Source organism: Moorena sp. SIO3I6, assembly GCF_010672095.1.
Map to the genome: position 1 here is coordinate 1 of NZ_JAAHHU010000132.1, position 15,513 is coordinate 15,513.

Here is a 15,513-nt window from a genome sequence, read left to right on the forward strand (position 1 = left end):
TAGACGTACCGGAGGCAGAAACAAAAATAGCCCAAGCCGTACCCTCAGCCTCAGATAACAGCCAGCTGTTAAATCAAATTCAACGCTACGGTAAAGAAGGTAGTAACAGCCAAGATCAGGTAACTAGTGTTTCCCAACTGCGGGATGTTTCCCCTGGAGACTGGGCTTATGAAGCTCTGCGTAGTCTGGTAGAGCGCTACGGTTGTATCGCTGGTTACCCAAACCGCACCTTCCGTGGTAACCGTGCTACTACCCGTTACGAATTTGCGGCTGGCTTGAACGCTTGTTTAAACCAGATTGAGCGTTTAATTGCTGCTAGTACCGCTGACTTTATTACCCGTGAAGACTTAGAAACGCTGCAACGGCTGATTCAAGAGTTTGAGGCAGAACTGGCTACCCTCGGAGCACGGGTCGATAACCTGGAAGGTCGAGTCGCATTCCTCGAGGATCACCAATTCTCTACTACTACCAAACTGGAAGGGGAAGTCATATTCGCCCTGACCAATAACTTTGGTGATTTTGGGGAAGATGACAATAACCAAGTTGTATTTGGTGACAGGGTTCGTTTAGTTCTCGACACCAGCTTCACTGGTGAAGACAGTTTGGTAACTCGTCTGAGTGCTGGTAACCTGAATGCCTTTACAGAGGGGGGTGACATTGCCCCAGAACTCACCCAGACCTTTAACACTGAGATTGATGGTACTGGTGACGGGAACGATATAGGGGTTGACTGGTTAGCCTATTACGGTGACATTCCTATTGGTCCGTTTGGTCGAGTATCAACTTACATTGCTGCCTTTGGTGGTCGGCATGATGATTACGTTCCTACACTCAATCCCTATTTCCAAGACTTCGATGGTGGTAGTGGCTCTCTATCCACATTTTCTCAACAAAACCCCATCTATCGGATTGGTGGTGGTGCTGGTTTAGGGGTTAGCTTCCAACTTGGTTTACTAGAGAGCGTGATTGGACCAAGTACTGTCACACTGGGTTACCTAGCTGGGAATGCGTCAGATCCTGATGAAGGGTCAGGTCTGTTCAATGGTGATTATTCTGCCTTGGGTCAGTTGAACTTCAACGTCAATGACCGGATTGGTGTCGGCTTTACTTACGTCCATGGTTTCCATAAAGAGGACAGTGCCATATTCAGCAAAGGCGCGGGAACAGATGGTATCGTAGGTACCCGTGCTGCCAACTTAAATCAAGACGCACTTCTTGCTAGTCGTATAGCTGATTCAGCTGACAAGGTAACCAACTCCTACGGAGCAGAATTAGCGTTTCGCCTCACCGACAAGATTTCCTTTAGTGGATTTTTCAACTACACCGATGTGATTGTGATTGGTGAAGGAGATGGTGAAATTTGGAGTTACGGCGGTGGTTTAGCCTTCCCCGATTTTGGGAAAGAAGGTAGTGTGTTAGGTTTCTTTGGTGGTGCAGTGCCCTATTCGGATTTGAATGAGATTGATACCCCCATTCACATCGAAGGCTTCTACAAGTATCAGCTATCCGATAATATCTCTATCACTCCTGGTGTGATCTGGGTGATTAATCCAGAGCAGAGTGATGATAATGATGATGCTGTGATTGGTACCATCAGAACCACATTCACGTTCTAGAGACCCTGGCTAATTACCCAAGGACTATCGAGCATTAGTTAGGTTTCCCTGCCCCTAGGCGGGGATTTTTGTTTGAAGGGGTGGGAGTGTCAAAAAATACTAGGATGATGGAGAACAACTAATAACTCAGAATTTCCAACAGTTATGCGAATTGCTCCAAATATTACCGAACTGGTTGGTCGGACGCCTCTAGTGCAATTGAATCGTATTCCTCAAGCAGAAGGCTGTGTGGCTAGGATTGTAGCCAAGCTAGAGGGCATGAATCCATCTTCGTCTGTTAAAGACCGGATTGGTGTTAGCATGATCAATGCAGCGGAGCAGCAAGAGTGGATTACCCCCGGCAAAACTATTTTGGTGGAACCGACGTCGGGAAACACAGGTATTGCTCTAGCAATGGCAGCGGCAGCCAAGGGTTACCAACTGATCCTAACCATGCCAGAGACAATGAGCATCGAGCGACGGGCTATGTTGCGAGCTTATGGTGCTCACTTGGAACTGACACCAGGTAGTGAAGGCATGGGTGGCTGTATTAGGCGAGCTCAGGAAATTGTAGAAACCACATCCAATGCCTATATGCTGCAACAGTTTCGTAATCCAGCTAACCCAAAAATTCACTATTATACCACAGCTGAAGAAATTTGGGACGATACGGAAGGACAGGTGGATTTCCTGGTGGCTGGAGTCGGTACGGGTGGTACAATTACTGGTGTTGCTGAAGCGATTAAAAAACGTAAGCCCAGTTTTAAAGCGATCGCAGTTGAACCAGCTAGTAGTTCTGTACTTTCTGGAGGCTCTCCAGGACCTCACAAAATTCAGGGTATCGGTGCGGGTTTTATTCCAGAAGTACTCAAGGTGGAATTTCTGGACGAGGTGATTACAGTTACGGATGATGATGCGATCGCATACGGTCGTCGTTTAGCCCGTGAAGAAGGAATTCTTTCCGGCATTTCCACTGGAGCCATACTATCAGCGGCGATTCAAGTTGCCAAACGTCCAGAAAATGAAGGATGCCTGATTGTGATGATTCAACCAAGTTTTGGGGAACGCTACCTAAGCACCCCCCTGTTCCAAGAGCCGACGGCCACCACGGATTAGTGTTATGGGGCAAGGCACTTCCATTCACTAGTTATCCTAAAACCTCTGGAAATCTATGGAAATATTGGATTGAGCTTACTTGGTACCTTAATTATACTATCGCTGCCGGTTTAAGTAGGTTTAGTGTCGCCCATGTCAGACTCGAATCACTACCAGACTCTGGATGTTCATCCCCACGCTACGACCCTAGAAATTAAACAAGCCTACCGACGGCTAGCCAAGCGCTTTCATCCAGATAGCAACAGCCCCACCGCTGATCCGGAAAAAATTATCCAAGTTAATGCTGCCTATGAGGTCCTCAGTAACCCTGAGCGACGGCGTTCCTATGACCAAAAGAGGCATTACTTTCAGCATTCATTAGAGCATCAGAATCGACAACAGCGAACAGCTGATGCCCAAAGACATTACCAGCATCATCGGCAAAAGGGAAAAAAGACTGATGCCCAGCTAGGGTACTGGTTGCAGCAAATTTATCAACCTGTAAACTACTGGATTAGTCATATCCTTGAGCCTCTAGAGGCTCAACTCGATGAACTCTCGGCTGACCCGTTTGATGATGAACTCATGGCAGAGTTTGAAGCTTATCTGGAAGAGTGTGGTGATCATCTCCATCAAGCTCAGAGGCTGTTTCATTCTCAACCTAATCCTGCCACCGTTGCCAGTGCTGCTGCTAACCTCTACTACTGTCTTAATCAGTTAGGAGATGGCATAGAAGAATTAAAGCTGTTTACCCTTAACTACGACGACTACCACCTACACACAGGTCAAGAACTGTTCAGAATTGCCTCCCATCTGCTCTGGGAAGCTAAAGACACAGTTAAAGATTTTTGGTAATGGGTAACCAATAGGATTTTTGTAGCAAACCCAAGAATGATCAATCTTGACTTACATGCAAAAGGGACTTGATTAATGAATAATCATTAATAACTAATGACTAACGACCACTAATCCAAATTAGTTTATGCTGAACATAAGTCTAGTTTACCTAACTTGACATGGAATGCGTCATTAAGCGCCGTGCTGAGTTTTCAGCCAGCCACCGATACTGGTTACCAGAACTGAGTGAAGCTCAGAACATTCAGCGGTTTGGTTTGGGTAGCCGATTTCCTGGACACGGACACAACTACGTTCTGTTCGTTTTCCTGACCGCTCAGTTGGATAAGTATGGCATGGTGGAAAACTTTTCTAAAGTCAAAAGGGTGATCCAACGAGAGGTCACCAGCCAACTTGACTACGCTTATCTCAATGAGGTTTGGTCAGAATTTCAGCAAACCTTACCTACTACCGAAAACATAGCACGAGTAATTTGGCAGCACTTGGTTACTTACCTACCACTACTGAAGATTCAGCTATTTGAACATCCAAAACTCTGGGCTGACTATCAAGGAAACGGTATGGAAGTATATCTGACTATCAGTAACCACTTTAGCGCTGCTCACCGACTAGCTCATCCTGACCTCAGTGACGAGGAAAACTACCAGATTTACGGTAAGTGTGCTCGTCCCAACGGACATGGACATAACTATCACATAGAAGTGACTGTTAAGGGTGAAATGGATCCGCGCACTGGCATGATTGTTGATCTAGGCTCCTTGCAGCAAGTCATGGATGAATATGTCGTGGAAGCTTTTGACCATACTTTCCTCAATAAAGACATTCCATACTTTGCCCGGGTTGTTCCTACTGCCGAAAATATTGCTATCTATATTTGTCAGTTGTTGCAACAACCAATTCAAGAATTGGATGTCCAACTTCATAAGGTGAAATTGATTGAAAGTCCTAATAACTCCTGCGAAGTCTACTGCACACCAGACACTACCAAGTCAGCAGCAACATCATCTAGAGAAACTCTGCTGACCTTGATGTAGTTGAATTATAAAGTTTAGCCCAGTCCCCACCTAAAATCTTTGATGCGCGGTGGGCTGCTTTCAATACCTGGCAAGCGTAGCATGGGCTAAGCGCATTAGCCCTAGGCTGAATGCTTAGCTAGGGATTTTTATTTGCTGAGATTAAATCATCCATAAGTTAGAGTTAGTATATCATTTGTTATGATAAGGGTAAAGTGGCCGGAATCAGGATTGATGCGGTTATCATAGTAGTCAAGTATCCGCACTCGTACTGTTAGGTCCAGCTGCGCTAAATCCGAAAGCCTTCATATCCTCGTATTTTGCCCCGTGGTATCTCACTCAAAGGATGAGATACGACCTTGAGCAATTCAAAACAAGGGAATATATGGCAAAGGATTTTACTCGATTGCGCAAACTTAGAAAACTACAAAACTCTTGATGATCCGTAAGAGGCAATAGGAATGGAGAGCCGGTTGCCGTGTGATGACAGCCAATATAGGGAGCGTCTAGCAGAGGCAGCACGCCAAACTTTCGTTCCTACATTACCAAACAACATTCCAGATAATGTTGATGACCTTGCGCGGTTCCCTCGCGCCGGTGAAGCTGCTCAACTTTTAGAGAAAGGGATTGAGCAGCACCAGCGATGTCAATTCTTCGCAGCAAGACAGTCGTTCCAAGAGGCACTAGCAATATATGCGCAATTGGGAAATAGACGGGGTCAAGGAAAAGCTCTGAGTGGTATGGCACTAACTGCTTATTCCTTAGACAACTTTCCACAAGCGATAAAATATAGTAACAAAAGTCTTGCGATCGCAAAAGACATCAAAGACCAGCGTCTTGAGGGCCAGGTTTTGGGAATTTTGGGAAATGCCTACCGTCACCAAGGAAATCACCTCAAGGCCATTGACTATGGTCAAAAAAGCCTAACTATTATGCGGCAACTCCAAGACCGACTGGGAGAGGTGACTGCCTTGAACAATCTAGGATTGGCCCATAAGGCACTAGGAGATTTGCCCCGAGCAATGGCTTGCCAGCAACAGAGCCTCTATGTTGCCCAGACTCTTGGGTTACCTGAGCTGGAGGAGCGAATTCTGAGAAATCTCAGTAACTCCTGCTACTCCATCGGTGATTATGCTCAAGCTATTGACTATTACGAGCAGCGTTTTGCGATCGCACAGCAGATGGGTGATCGTCCCCTAGAAGGACAGATTCTGGGCAAGCTGGGTAATGCTTGCTTGGCACTAGGAGATTATATTCAAGGGATTTACTATATTCAGCAGCAATTGCTCAAAGCTCAACAAATGGGTAATCGCCGTCTAGAACAACAAGCCTTAGGTCGCTTGGGAAAGGCTTATGATGCCTTAGACAATTATGGCCAAGCGGTTGAATACTATGAACAACGCTTGAGTATTGCCCAAGCCATCGGTGACCGGAAGGCAGCAAAAAAAGCCATAGCTAGTCTGAAAGCTGCTTATTACTCTCAAGGAAACTACACCAAAGCTATGGAGTACCATCAGAAAAATTTAGCACTGACTAATCCCTAATCGGAATGGTAGTTCTGGTGGGGATAAGGCTCGTAGCCATTAGCCATTCCCACAAAACCGACACTAATCTCTATCAAAATACCTATAATATCATGTCGGGATAATTACCCTTAATAAAATCTCCCCCATCTCCCCATCTCCCCATCTCCCCATCTCCCCATCTCCCCACACTTCCCACCCTCCCCACACTTCCCACCCTCCCTCTAATTATGGGTATTCAACCTGACTTGATCTAAAATTGGGATCACTCATTGTCTATATACTTGCGCTGGCTCGGAGGGGCGACCCAAAGTAGACAATAGCCGCTAGTCGCTTTTTTGCCCCCAAAGTTTAACCGGATTCCTGCCTCTATGGCATCCTTTTGACATTCTAAGTTATCCAAATAGCCCGCATTCCACTTGGTTATATTTCTGGCTAATTTGCCCTCTTTACTGATTGCCCAATTTAAGGTAGCTGCTTCGTCTAGGGTTAGTTGTCTAGAACCATTGGGGTCTAATTTTGGCTGACTTAACTGAGATAGTCCCCAACCCGCTCCTAGTCCACAAACCAATGACAAAACCACAGCTCCACAGATGGCTGTAATGTTTATAAAAGGAGATGTCTTAGCAACCAGAAAATCCCTTGAGCCTTTGGGTGGATAGGAACAGGGCTGTCTTTCTGACTTGGATTCTATGGTTACCTTTGATTGCTCTATGGCAGACGCGTTCGCCTTTGGCGCGCTCTGAAGAGCGATCGCTTTAGAAATTTCTTGGCGCTGAATATCCATGGTGGATTGCCCGACGACATCAATCATCTGCTGGATATCCTTTTCCCAACTTCGGAATAACTGCTCTAAGGATTTAGGAGTATCTGCTAACATTGTTTCCAAACTGGACGTTGCTACCAAAAATAGGAATAGCGGGTCATTAGCGTCCAATTCTGTCGCAACAACTAAATCTAAAATTTTTGCCTTAAAGCTATCCGAACGTCCTTCTAACAGCTTTTCCAATAGAGAGTAATCCGTCTTATCCCTCTCGTCAATTAAATCTGACAGACTTTCAGGTTGCTTGATGTGGGAGAGGTTTTCTTGAGAAAGATTACTTCCTACCATTTCCCTAATTCCTTGTTTGCTTACTTCTTTATAAATAGCCATAAAATTCGAGAATAACAAGATTTGTAAATATTTGTTACATAGAGACGTTAAAATCCTGAAACGAGAAAAATTCTCTGAAAAAAGGAACGTTACTATAAGGGGTTATATGTACATAATCAATCCGTTGCTCTGCTTAGAGAGTACTACCAAGAAAGAGAAACAGTCAAAAACTTGAACAGGTTAAATCAGTAAGCATTCAGCAGTTAGCTAACGCGCTAAGCGCAGGCTGACTGCTAATAGCTTAATGCTTACTTAAATCAAGGGATTTAGAAGAAGGAATTTATGGCTATGACCCACCTAAGTGCTGAAACTTATCACACTGATCCTCAGATAATTGATGATGATTTTTTGGATTATCCCCACGTAGATCATATCTGTCTTCAATTAAACGAAGTCACCCTAGGAGCTTATAGCCTTGATAACCAAATTATTTTTAGCTTACGGCAAATGTCTATACCGATTAGACAGTCTCCAAGACAAGCTCAACAATTTCTTGAAGAAAATGGCTATCAAAAATTATGGGTTACTACTCCTTCCCAGAGAAACTTGACTGTTTATCCTCTCAAGAGCTTACTGGCTTATTGGAAATATTTAGTGTCAGACAATCTCATCCCCGCCTACCTGGATAAAAATCAAACAGTTTCCTTAAAGCAACTCATTGAACAATTAGAGCAAGACCCAAATCAATTAATCAAACCAAGGGTGAACTTAATTAACCAAGATTCAGATTGGCTACAAGCAACCCCGACTAGGATTACAATTGGTCAATCCCAATTAGAAATATTAAAAACAGAGGATGATCAGGAGTTTCGGGTTAGTTTATCCGCTGCCATGGATGCCATAGGCTCATCGGTTGCTTTACTGGTGGGAATTATTAACTCAAGGAGAAAAATAAAAAAATTGAAAGCAAAAGGTTTTTCTGGTAAGATACTATTCTGTTATACAGAAACTGAAGGGATAATGAAAACTATGAGTTTAGGAGATTGTCTTCATATTTGGGAATACTTTGCCCTGAAAGGCAATACTAAAGCTGTCTATCTCCTATCGTCTTGCAGCAAACTGGGGATAAATTCTCTGCTGGAATTTAAGTCTTAATCAGCAGTTATAGCAAGGAAAGTATAGTTTAGGACATAGTATTTTGTTTTCAAGGTAACAGGGATCCCCCCTAACCCCCCTTAGTAAGGGGGGAAGGGAACAGGGAACATAAATATGTCTTAACCTTTACTTCGACTGCTATATTTAAACCTAATCAAGGTATAAAATTCCTTGATTAAACTGGTTGGTAATCGGTAAGGCTTAAGTGGTAATGGGTAATGGTACGAGAGTAATCACAATTACCCATTACCCATTACCCATTACCCATTACTCATTAAATCGGATTAGATATCAGATTAAGTCCGGTTGAATACCCATAATAAAGAAGATTGATGGGGAGATAGTGTGCTGTAAAAATTGGTATTAAGGATAATTATCGGGACATGATATCACTTAAGACCCAACATTTAATCTTTCTCCCCACAAGGTAGTTATTTCCCTAGCAAAAATTGATTTATCTGGTGAAGAGGAAGGCTTACAAACCCCTTCTGCTCGATTTTCCATTGCTAAAACTCTCTCTGTATCCTGAGAATACAAGGGAGTCATTGCTTCTCGCTGCTCTAATAGATTTTCCAATTCAATTTTAAAAGGAGTTCTCTGACCTTGATGGAACACTCGCTGCACTGCTGATTCTACAATGGCACGAATTTCTGCTCCAGTACATTTTCGTGTTGCACTCAATAATCGACGCCATTGTTTTTCTGTTAATGGTCCATTTCCCTCCCGATAACGAGGATCAAATCGGCTAGCATGGAGTTTAAAAATCTCAAACCGCTCAATCTCTTTGGGAAAACCCACATAAAACAGTTTGTCAAATCTGCCAGCACGAGTTAATTCTGGAGGCAAAGCATCTAATCGGTTGAGAGTTCCAATCACAAATGTAGGAGTTGTCTTCTCCTGCAACCAGGTTAAGAGAATTCCTAGAATTTGTTTGGTGTTATTTGTTTGGGAATCAAAAAACTTATCCAGTTCATCGAGAAACAAAACACAAGGACTCGCGGCCTCAACTCGACGCAAAAGTCGTTTTAAATGGGTTGGACTACTACCAATTACTAAATCCACTCCCATGCTAATTAAAGGAAATCCTAAGGTTTGAGCGCAGACTTTGGCAGCAAAGGTTTTTCCTGTTCCTGGAGGACCAATCAATAGCCATCCCTTGGGCAATGGAATCCCATAAGCTCTGGCTTGATCAGAAAAATCTTGTTTCACCCATTCCAAGGCTTGTTTAAGTTTATCTAATCCCCCAAATTCCCCAACATCAGGTTTGAGGAATTCTAAACCAAATCCTTTGAGTCTGTGAATTTTGTAATTGATTAATTGCTTGGCTAGCTCTGATTGAGATTGGGCTTTATTGACTGCTATATGAAATTGCTTGCGTTCGCCTTTGGCGCGCTCTGAAGAGCGATCGCTGAAAGCGGGGCTTAGCCCATCGCCTTTGGCGCGCTCTGAAGAGCGATCGCTTAACAGGCAAGACACTATGGGAGCGTATTTATTTTTTTTCGCCGCCAGTTTGACAGCCATCCGAATTTCTTCCGGGGTCAATCCCCCGATAGACCGAGCTAGTCTATCGTCTAGAGGTGTTTCTTGGTCAGCCAAACCATATTCTACTAAATGAGTTTTTAATAATGCCGTGACTTCCTTGGGTTCTGGAAAAGGAAATTCGGCAGCAGGAATAATTGAGTTTAAAATTCGAGGTAACTCATTCTCCCCCGTATCCAAAAGAATTAGAAACTTATCGCTTGATAGACCAAAGTTGTAGAGAACATTAGACAATGAGGTTCTGATGGTTATGGTTTGCCCACTGTCAGCACTATCGAGTAAAGACGGTAAATCTTCTAAGATAAATAAGGCTTTACCAGAATAGGCTTGGCAAAAATTCAACACTTCAACAACCTGTGAAAATGCCTCACGCTCTTCTAGGACATTAACCATTGAACTTTCTAAGGTTTGAGAATTTCCATCCCACTCAATTTTCTGAAATCCACGACTAGCTAAATTCCAGAGGTAAACCAAGAATACTCCATGGTGAGTAAGACTCTGACAAATCCACCTAAGTACATTGTGTCTTTCAATCAAGGGAATTCCTATAGATACTGCTCTATAGCATTCTAATAATGTCCCAACTTCGGGTATATTCATTCTCAATCAAACGTTATTCAGTCAAAATTAAACTATAGCATTTTCAAAATAAGTGAGGTACAAATTTATGGGTTTTAGGGAGCAGGGAGCAGGGAGCAGGGAGCAGGGAGCAGGGAGCAGGGAGCAGGGAGCAGGGAGCAGGGAGCAGGGAGCAGGGAGCAGGGAGCAGGCAAGAGGAATCCCCCCTAACCCCCCTTAGTAAGGGCAGGGCTGTTTCATTCTCGCCAAAAATAGATGGGGAGATGGGGAGATGGGGAGATGGGGAGAATTTTGGACGAATAGTCGTGATTTTGGCCAAATTTATCTAACCCTCCTCGAAGGCCGAATCACGAATTGTTAGTCATTGGAGTTGCTTCCTCCCAACTAATTTGTCAGATTTTAATGACTAAATTGGCGGATTTTTCGGGAAATTTTAGTTTATTTCCCTATCCCCCTATCCCCCTATCCCCCTATCTCCAATAATCGTTAACTTATTAAAGTTTGAAACAGCCCTGCCGCGCGGAAGGGGGGCGGGCAAGAGGTAAAAAATTAGTGTACCTCATTAAGATTAAAAATGCTATAGTTCAGGTGGTTTATTGTTGAGGGTTAACAGTTAACAAAAAGCCTTACAAAGATAGCTCCTTTGATTTCTGTTTGAGATTAATCGGTTGCGATATAGGTGTTTTAGCTGGGGGTTGAAAAGCCTGTCCATTGCTTGAAGCCAGTGCTGTTAAACTGGAGTGAGCAAAGGGGTTAGGAGCACCTAGGCTTTGAGATTTTAGAGACTGCACTGATGATCGAGAGGGCTGAACTAGGCGTTGTGGCGCTTGGCTCATTAAGGGTTTTAAGGCTTGCTCAAAGTAGGATAAATCCCGTTGTGTCATCTGGGACATGAATTGTCCTTTCTGTTGTGAAAAGATGGTTCCTCGTCTGTCCTTAGCCGCAATTGTGATATCGCCATTGGGAGTTGCTCTCCAGTTGTAGTTGAGTTTACCTTCAACCTGGACAGTATTTCCTTGTGATTGGGCATACTCGACCAATGTATCTGCAACTGCCTTGACACGGCTAAAGTAGTCAGCCTCAGAAGCTCCTAATTGCCGAAATTTTCCCTCAGGTTTCTGTCCCCAATCTAATTGCTTTTTTACCTGTGAAATTTCTTGATATTGCTGTTCACTAAGTTTGGTTTCTCCCTGTACAGTGACCCCTAGAGCACCAGCGCGAAACTTGATCAATTCCTTACCTTTTTTGTCCCTCATTGCATAGGAATTATCCTCGCGATGAATCGTATACTCTGCTGATTCATAGGTATCTTGTCCTGGTGATGCTTGGGAATTGATTAAGCGGACTAAGGTAGCAGCAGCTTCTTTTTGACGGGATGTTTCATGGTAATTAGACACAGCATTTTTGAATTTTTCTACTTTTTCTGAAATCGGTGAAACGACCTTTTCCCACCAACTAGGCTGCTTTGATTGAAGCATTCGGGCTTCAATTAATTCAGATATAAACTCCGATTGCATAGCTTCTTGTTTTTGTTTTTGAGCACTACGAAGCATACGCATCTCATTAACCTGGGACTGCAAAAACTGCTTTAGTGGTGTATCCTCTAAAGCCTGCACTGACCGTCGTACTGAATATAATCCACCTCTGGTTTCAGTATTAGCTTTTACGGGTTGGACTTTGGGTTTTAAAGGTTGGTTTTGTGGTTGAATTGGACTATATACCTTTTGTTGTTGCCCCTGTAGCTGTTGTTCATCAAAAGCGTTAACCTTTACAACACCTTCATCATTGGTTTGTAAAATAACGATTCCATCCAATTCTACTTTTTTATTGGTGACCCCAACCATCTCTCCTACAGATGACTCTTTGGCTAAAGTCAACTGACCAATGATGTCTGAGTTTAAGTCATTGACCAACCTATCTCCATCTTTACCATAGACTACTTGATCACCGTCGGTAATTTGGATTTCAGGCTCTTGATTACTATTGTATACCTGACCATTGAGTTGTTGACCCTGTCGATTTTGTTCTTGCTTTTGCTGCTGCTTTTGCCTAAAGGCTGCCAGTCCACTTGACCATTTGGAAATGACACCTTGGTATTGTCCTTGTAAAGAGGATACATAGGACTCACTGACTATTGTTACTTTTGCCATGGTTTTAAACTCCTAATGCTCCCAAGCCTAAGGCTCCAAAAATTGCTGCTCGGTGCTGCAAGTTCTGAGTGCGATCAAGCAAAATATTTTTTCCTCGATAAAACACGCAAAGCTGCCCATCGAAATACCAAGCATTGTAGTCACTGACCTGATCGTTGTGCCTAGGCATTTCATAGGGTATGCCTTTGGACACCACTACGCCAGCTAATAATCCATATTGATCAAAAATCTCAATCACATTAGGAAAATAGTCGATGGGTAATGAGGGTAGATCAGATAAGTTATTTGTTGCCCTATCTAAATCCTCTACAGGATTTATTTTATAGTTAGAAAACATGGCTTGCTCCAATTACACAATTTTCAAGTTATCAGATGGCAACCTGTAACCTGTAACCTTGGCCAAAAGGCCACGCTACGCGTTCAACATGCAACCTTGGCCAAAAGGCCACGCGATCGCGTTCAACCTGCAACCTGCAACCTGTAACCTGTAACCTGTAACCTGTAACCTGTAACCTGTAACCTGTAACAAAGTAACTCATTAAAAACTTCCTTCCAGAAGGTCTGGTGAGACATCTTGATCAGATAGACGTGGAGGCCAATGAGAAGTTGCCGTGGATGAGCTAGATCCAGATTTTGGTATTAGTGCTGGGGTAGGAGAAAATGATGCTGGTGCTTGTCTAGGGCCATCTGTTGGCAATGGAAATAATTGCTCTACTAATGCCATTCTCTCCTTAAGTTGACGCACCCTTTGCTGATTAGAAACTCGGTGAGATACTCTCTTGACTTTAATTAAATGGTCTCGAATACTCTCCCATAAATTTTCTGACCACTCCTGCTCTTTAAGATCAGATTCAGGAATTTGAATTTGTTCTAACAAAGGCACATAGCTTTCTTTGGCTCTTTGATAAGCGGGATTGATGATCACTGCTTTACCAGTAGGTAATTTAATAAACTGAGCGGGCTCTAAAAGTGGTCGCTTGTTTTTTTGATCGGATTTAGAGTGAGAACTGCCCCCTGTGCCACTACTCTTGGATTTGGATTTGAAATGAATTTGAAACTCTCCTAATAGGTCAGAGAAGGTTTTAGCGGAGTCTGGATCTTGGGGATTAAAGATGAACTTTGTAGCTGTACCTCCTAGAATAGCTCTGGTCAGCTCTTTGCCATACCTATTTTCTAATTGTCCTAAGTTTTGATAACCTAGAATACCACAAAACCCATCTTCTCGGTTTTCATTTAACCAGTTTACCAGCTGGGGTAAGTACAAACTTGGTAGCTCATCTAGGGAAACAACTAGAGGGTCTGTTCGAGGTTTAATTCGGGATACGTTCCGGTTAATAACCATATGGAGGATTGTTGCCAATAGTGGTCCGACAATATCCCGGTTATTTCGATCTAACCCAAAGACGATGAGTTGTTTTCCTTCTAAATCTAAAGGTAAGGTTGTTTTTCCACAAAATGCTCCCATAAAGTCTTTTTTCAAGAATTTTTGGAAGGTTCTCTGAGCAATTCCGATAATCCCGGCTACGGTTTTTTCACTTTCTTTGATACTAATGATTTGGGATAAAGGTCGAGTCGTCCAAACATTTAATTTCTCCTGGGAAGCAAATTCCAATCGGCTGACTAGGTCAGGCAAACTTAAAATTGCCTGAGCTGTCATTATATCACAATATCGCTGATTTTCTACTAAGGTGCCAACTGCCTTTGTTAACAAAAAGATTCCTTCGACTAAACTATCCCCGGCATCTTCAAAGAATTTATCGCCACTGGCTTTTCCGCCAGTTAAATCTGTATTTCGGTTAATGACTTGGGCTATTTGACCGGCTGCGATCGCATCTTCTTCATCTTTGAGTAAATCCAAGGGATTACAGACATCTGACTCGGGAAAACCAGGGGCAAAAATATGTACCTTATAGCCTCTTTTTAAAGCATAACCCACGGCTCGTTTTGCTTGCGCTGGATATTTGAAGTCATATATAATTGTGGGGAATCCTTGGTCAAGGGATGAACGAATTAAAGGGTCACAGACTGAAAAGGATTTCCCTGAACCACTGGCTCCAATGGCGGAAATCCCGCGTTGGGCATCGGGAAGATATAAGGACTCGGCAGCAGGCTTAAACCAATTGAAAGCTTCAGGTTTCCGTGGCTTTTTCAATTTTCCCTGCTTGATCCATTCTTGCTCCTGACGCTTCTGAATGTCTTCGGGAGTGCCGACGTAGAGAGCAACGGAGTTTCTGGAAATATTAGCCATCTGTGTCTGAGCTTTTTTACGAGCAGCTTTTTTCTCCTTTTTACCTCCCCAATAGCCTGTAGCTAATTGACCTTTCTTGCCATCCGGTATTATCGCTAGCAAACCCAAAGCGATCAAACAGCTGGTGATGGTGATTCCCTGATTAGTTTGGGAAAAATCTATAAGATTTTCTTTGGTAAGTTGCTGGTAAATTAATCCCGGAGGTAGACTAATAACGTGATTTGTATTCTGGTTCATTTTTCTTTGAAAATTTAAAATTTAAAATTGAAAACTATAGCAGTTTTCAATTGGGCGATGTACAGAGTCCTGGGTTTTAGGGAATAGGGAACAGGGAATAGGGAACAGGGAATAGGGAATAGGGAATAGGGAATAGGGAATAGGGGTAAAATCCTGTATACCTCACCAAATCAATAAATGCTATATCGTATTTTTAGCCTAGTTTTGCGTAAGTCCTGTAAGCTGATGTGCATTCAAATTGGTGATTACCTGTTCCCTTTGATTAATTTAGGTATACCAATCTAAATGCTGAACAGCTTAACAATTAACAATTTTCAACTTACTAATTACTAAAGTAATCCAAAAAAAATAAGTTTTTGCTCATGATTGGCTAAAAAAGGCACAGAAACGATGAAATAGGGTCCACAAACTAAATCAACAAAAAAGGTACG

Annotated in this window: 12 protein-coding genes; 6 read left to right on the plus strand and 6 right to left on the minus strand. The window is 43.0% G+C overall.

The window, feature by feature from the left end:
• From F6K49_RS27000 to F6K49_RS27020, 5 genes are all read left to right on the plus strand, one after another.
• The coding region (locus F6K49_RS27000; protein ID WP_293101556.1) for an iron uptake porin at window positions 1-1,616 on the plus strand (1,616 nt) is incomplete at its 5' end.
• 144 nt (window positions 1,617-1,760) lie between these two features.
• Window positions 1,761-2,711: a cysteine synthase A gene (gene cysK, locus F6K49_RS27005; protein ID WP_293065844.1), complete on the plus strand. Its 951-nt coding sequence runs from the start codon at window positions 1,761-1,763 to the stop codon at window positions 2,709-2,711.
• Between the two features lie 132 nt (window positions 2,712-2,843).
• The gene (locus F6K49_RS27010; protein WP_293019511.1) at window positions 2,844-3,545 is read left to right on the plus strand and encodes a DnaJ domain-containing protein; all 702 of its coding nucleotides are present in this window, start codon (window positions 2,844-2,846) and stop codon (window positions 3,543-3,545) included.
• Window positions 3,546-3,706: 161 nt separating this feature from the next.
• Window positions 3,707-4,579 (plus strand): 6-carboxytetrahydropterin synthase, encoded by an 873-nt coding sequence (locus F6K49_RS27015; protein WP_293065841.1) that lies wholly within the window; start codon window positions 3,707-3,709, stop codon window positions 4,577-4,579.
• 440 nt (window positions 4,580-5,019) lie between these two features.
• Window positions 5,020-6,102 (plus strand): tetratricopeptide repeat protein, encoded by a 1,083-nt coding sequence (locus F6K49_RS27020; RefSeq protein ID WP_293019513.1) that lies wholly within the window; start codon window positions 5,020-5,022, stop codon window positions 6,100-6,102.
• A gap of 244 nt (window positions 6,103-6,346) precedes the next feature.
• Here the strand turns inward: F6K49_RS27020 and F6K49_RS27025 are convergent, their stop codons facing one another.
• On the minus strand, window positions 6,347-7,234 hold the full coding sequence (locus F6K49_RS27025) for a DUF6753 family protein (protein WP_293101560.1): 888 nt from the start codon (window positions 7,232-7,234) through the stop codon (window positions 6,347-6,349).
• Between the two features lie 282 nt (window positions 7,235-7,516).
• Between F6K49_RS27025 and F6K49_RS27030 the strand changes: the two genes are divergently transcribed.
• Window positions 7,517-8,329, plus strand: coding sequence for a hypothetical protein (locus F6K49_RS27030; protein ID WP_293101563.1), 813 nt, complete (start codon window positions 7,517-7,519; stop codon window positions 8,327-8,329).
• Between the two features lie 393 nt (window positions 8,330-8,722).
• Here the strand turns inward: F6K49_RS27030 and F6K49_RS27035 are convergent, their stop codons facing one another.
• The 5 genes from F6K49_RS27035 to F6K49_RS27055 all read right to left on the minus strand — a co-directional run bounded on the left by F6K49_RS27035 (window position 8,723) and on the right by F6K49_RS27055 (window position 15,082).
• Entirely contained in the window at window positions 8,723-10,468 is a 1,746-nt protein-coding gene (locus tag F6K49_RS27035) for an AAA family ATPase (RefSeq protein WP_293101566.1), read from the minus strand.
• A gap of 43 nt (window positions 10,469-10,511) precedes the next feature.
• Window positions 10,512-10,766 carry a hypothetical protein gene (locus F6K49_RS27040; protein ID WP_293101569.1) on the minus strand — a complete coding sequence of 85 codons (255 nt, stop codon included), beginning with the start codon at window positions 10,764-10,766 and terminating at the stop codon, window positions 10,512-10,514.
• A gap of 307 nt (window positions 10,767-11,073) precedes the next feature.
• Window positions 11,074-12,597 carry a hypothetical protein gene (locus F6K49_RS27045; RefSeq protein WP_293083001.1) on the minus strand — a complete coding sequence of 508 codons (1,524 nt, stop codon included), beginning with the start codon at window positions 12,595-12,597 and terminating at the stop codon, window positions 11,074-11,076.
• A gap of 4 nt (window positions 12,598-12,601) precedes the next feature.
• Window positions 12,602-12,934 carry a hypothetical protein gene (locus F6K49_RS27050; protein WP_009149093.1) on the minus strand — a complete coding sequence of 111 codons (333 nt, stop codon included), beginning with the start codon at window positions 12,932-12,934 and terminating at the stop codon, window positions 12,602-12,604.
• Between the two features lie 201 nt (window positions 12,935-13,135).
• Window positions 13,136-15,082, minus strand: a complete 1,947-nt coding sequence (locus tag F6K49_RS27055) for a type IV secretory system conjugative DNA transfer family protein (protein ID WP_293101572.1) — start codon at window positions 15,080-15,082, stop codon at window positions 13,136-13,138.
• Between the last annotated feature and the right edge of the window lie 431 nt (window positions 15,083-15,513).

Coding starts and splice junctions, on each gene's coding strand:
- cysK (WP_293065844.1), top strand. CDS start 1,761: ATGCGAATTGCTCCAAATATTACCGAACTGGTTGGTCGGACGCCTCTA.
- F6K49_RS27010 (WP_293019511.1), top strand. CDS start 2,844: ATGTCAGACTCGAATCACTACCAGACTCTGGATGTTCATCCCCACGCT.
- F6K49_RS27015 (WP_293065841.1), top strand. CDS start 3,707: ATGGAATGCGTCATTAAGCGCCGTGCTGAGTTTTCAGCCAGCCACCGA.
- F6K49_RS27020 (WP_293019513.1), top strand. CDS start 5,020: ATGGAGAGCCGGTTGCCGTGTGATGACAGCCAATATAGGGAGCGTCTA.
- F6K49_RS27025 (WP_293101560.1), bottom strand. CDS start 7,234: ATGGCTATTTATAAAGAAGTAAGCAAACAAGGAATTAGGGAAATGGTA.
- F6K49_RS27030 (WP_293101563.1), top strand. CDS start 7,517: ATGGCTATGACCCACCTAAGTGCTGAAACTTATCACACTGATCCTCAG.
- F6K49_RS27035 (WP_293101566.1), bottom strand. CDS start 10,468: ATGAATATACCCGAAGTTGGGACATTATTAGAATGCTATAGAGCAGTA.
- F6K49_RS27045 (WP_293083001.1), bottom strand. CDS start 12,597: ATGGCAAAAGTAACAATAGTCAGTGAGTCCTATGTATCCTCTTTACAA.
- F6K49_RS27050 (WP_009149093.1), bottom strand. CDS start 12,934: ATGTTTTCTAACTATAAAATAAATCCTGTAGAGGATTTAGATAGGGCA.
- F6K49_RS27055 (WP_293101572.1), bottom strand. CDS start 15,082: ATGAACCAGAATACAAATCACGTTATTAGTCTACCTCCGGGATTAATT.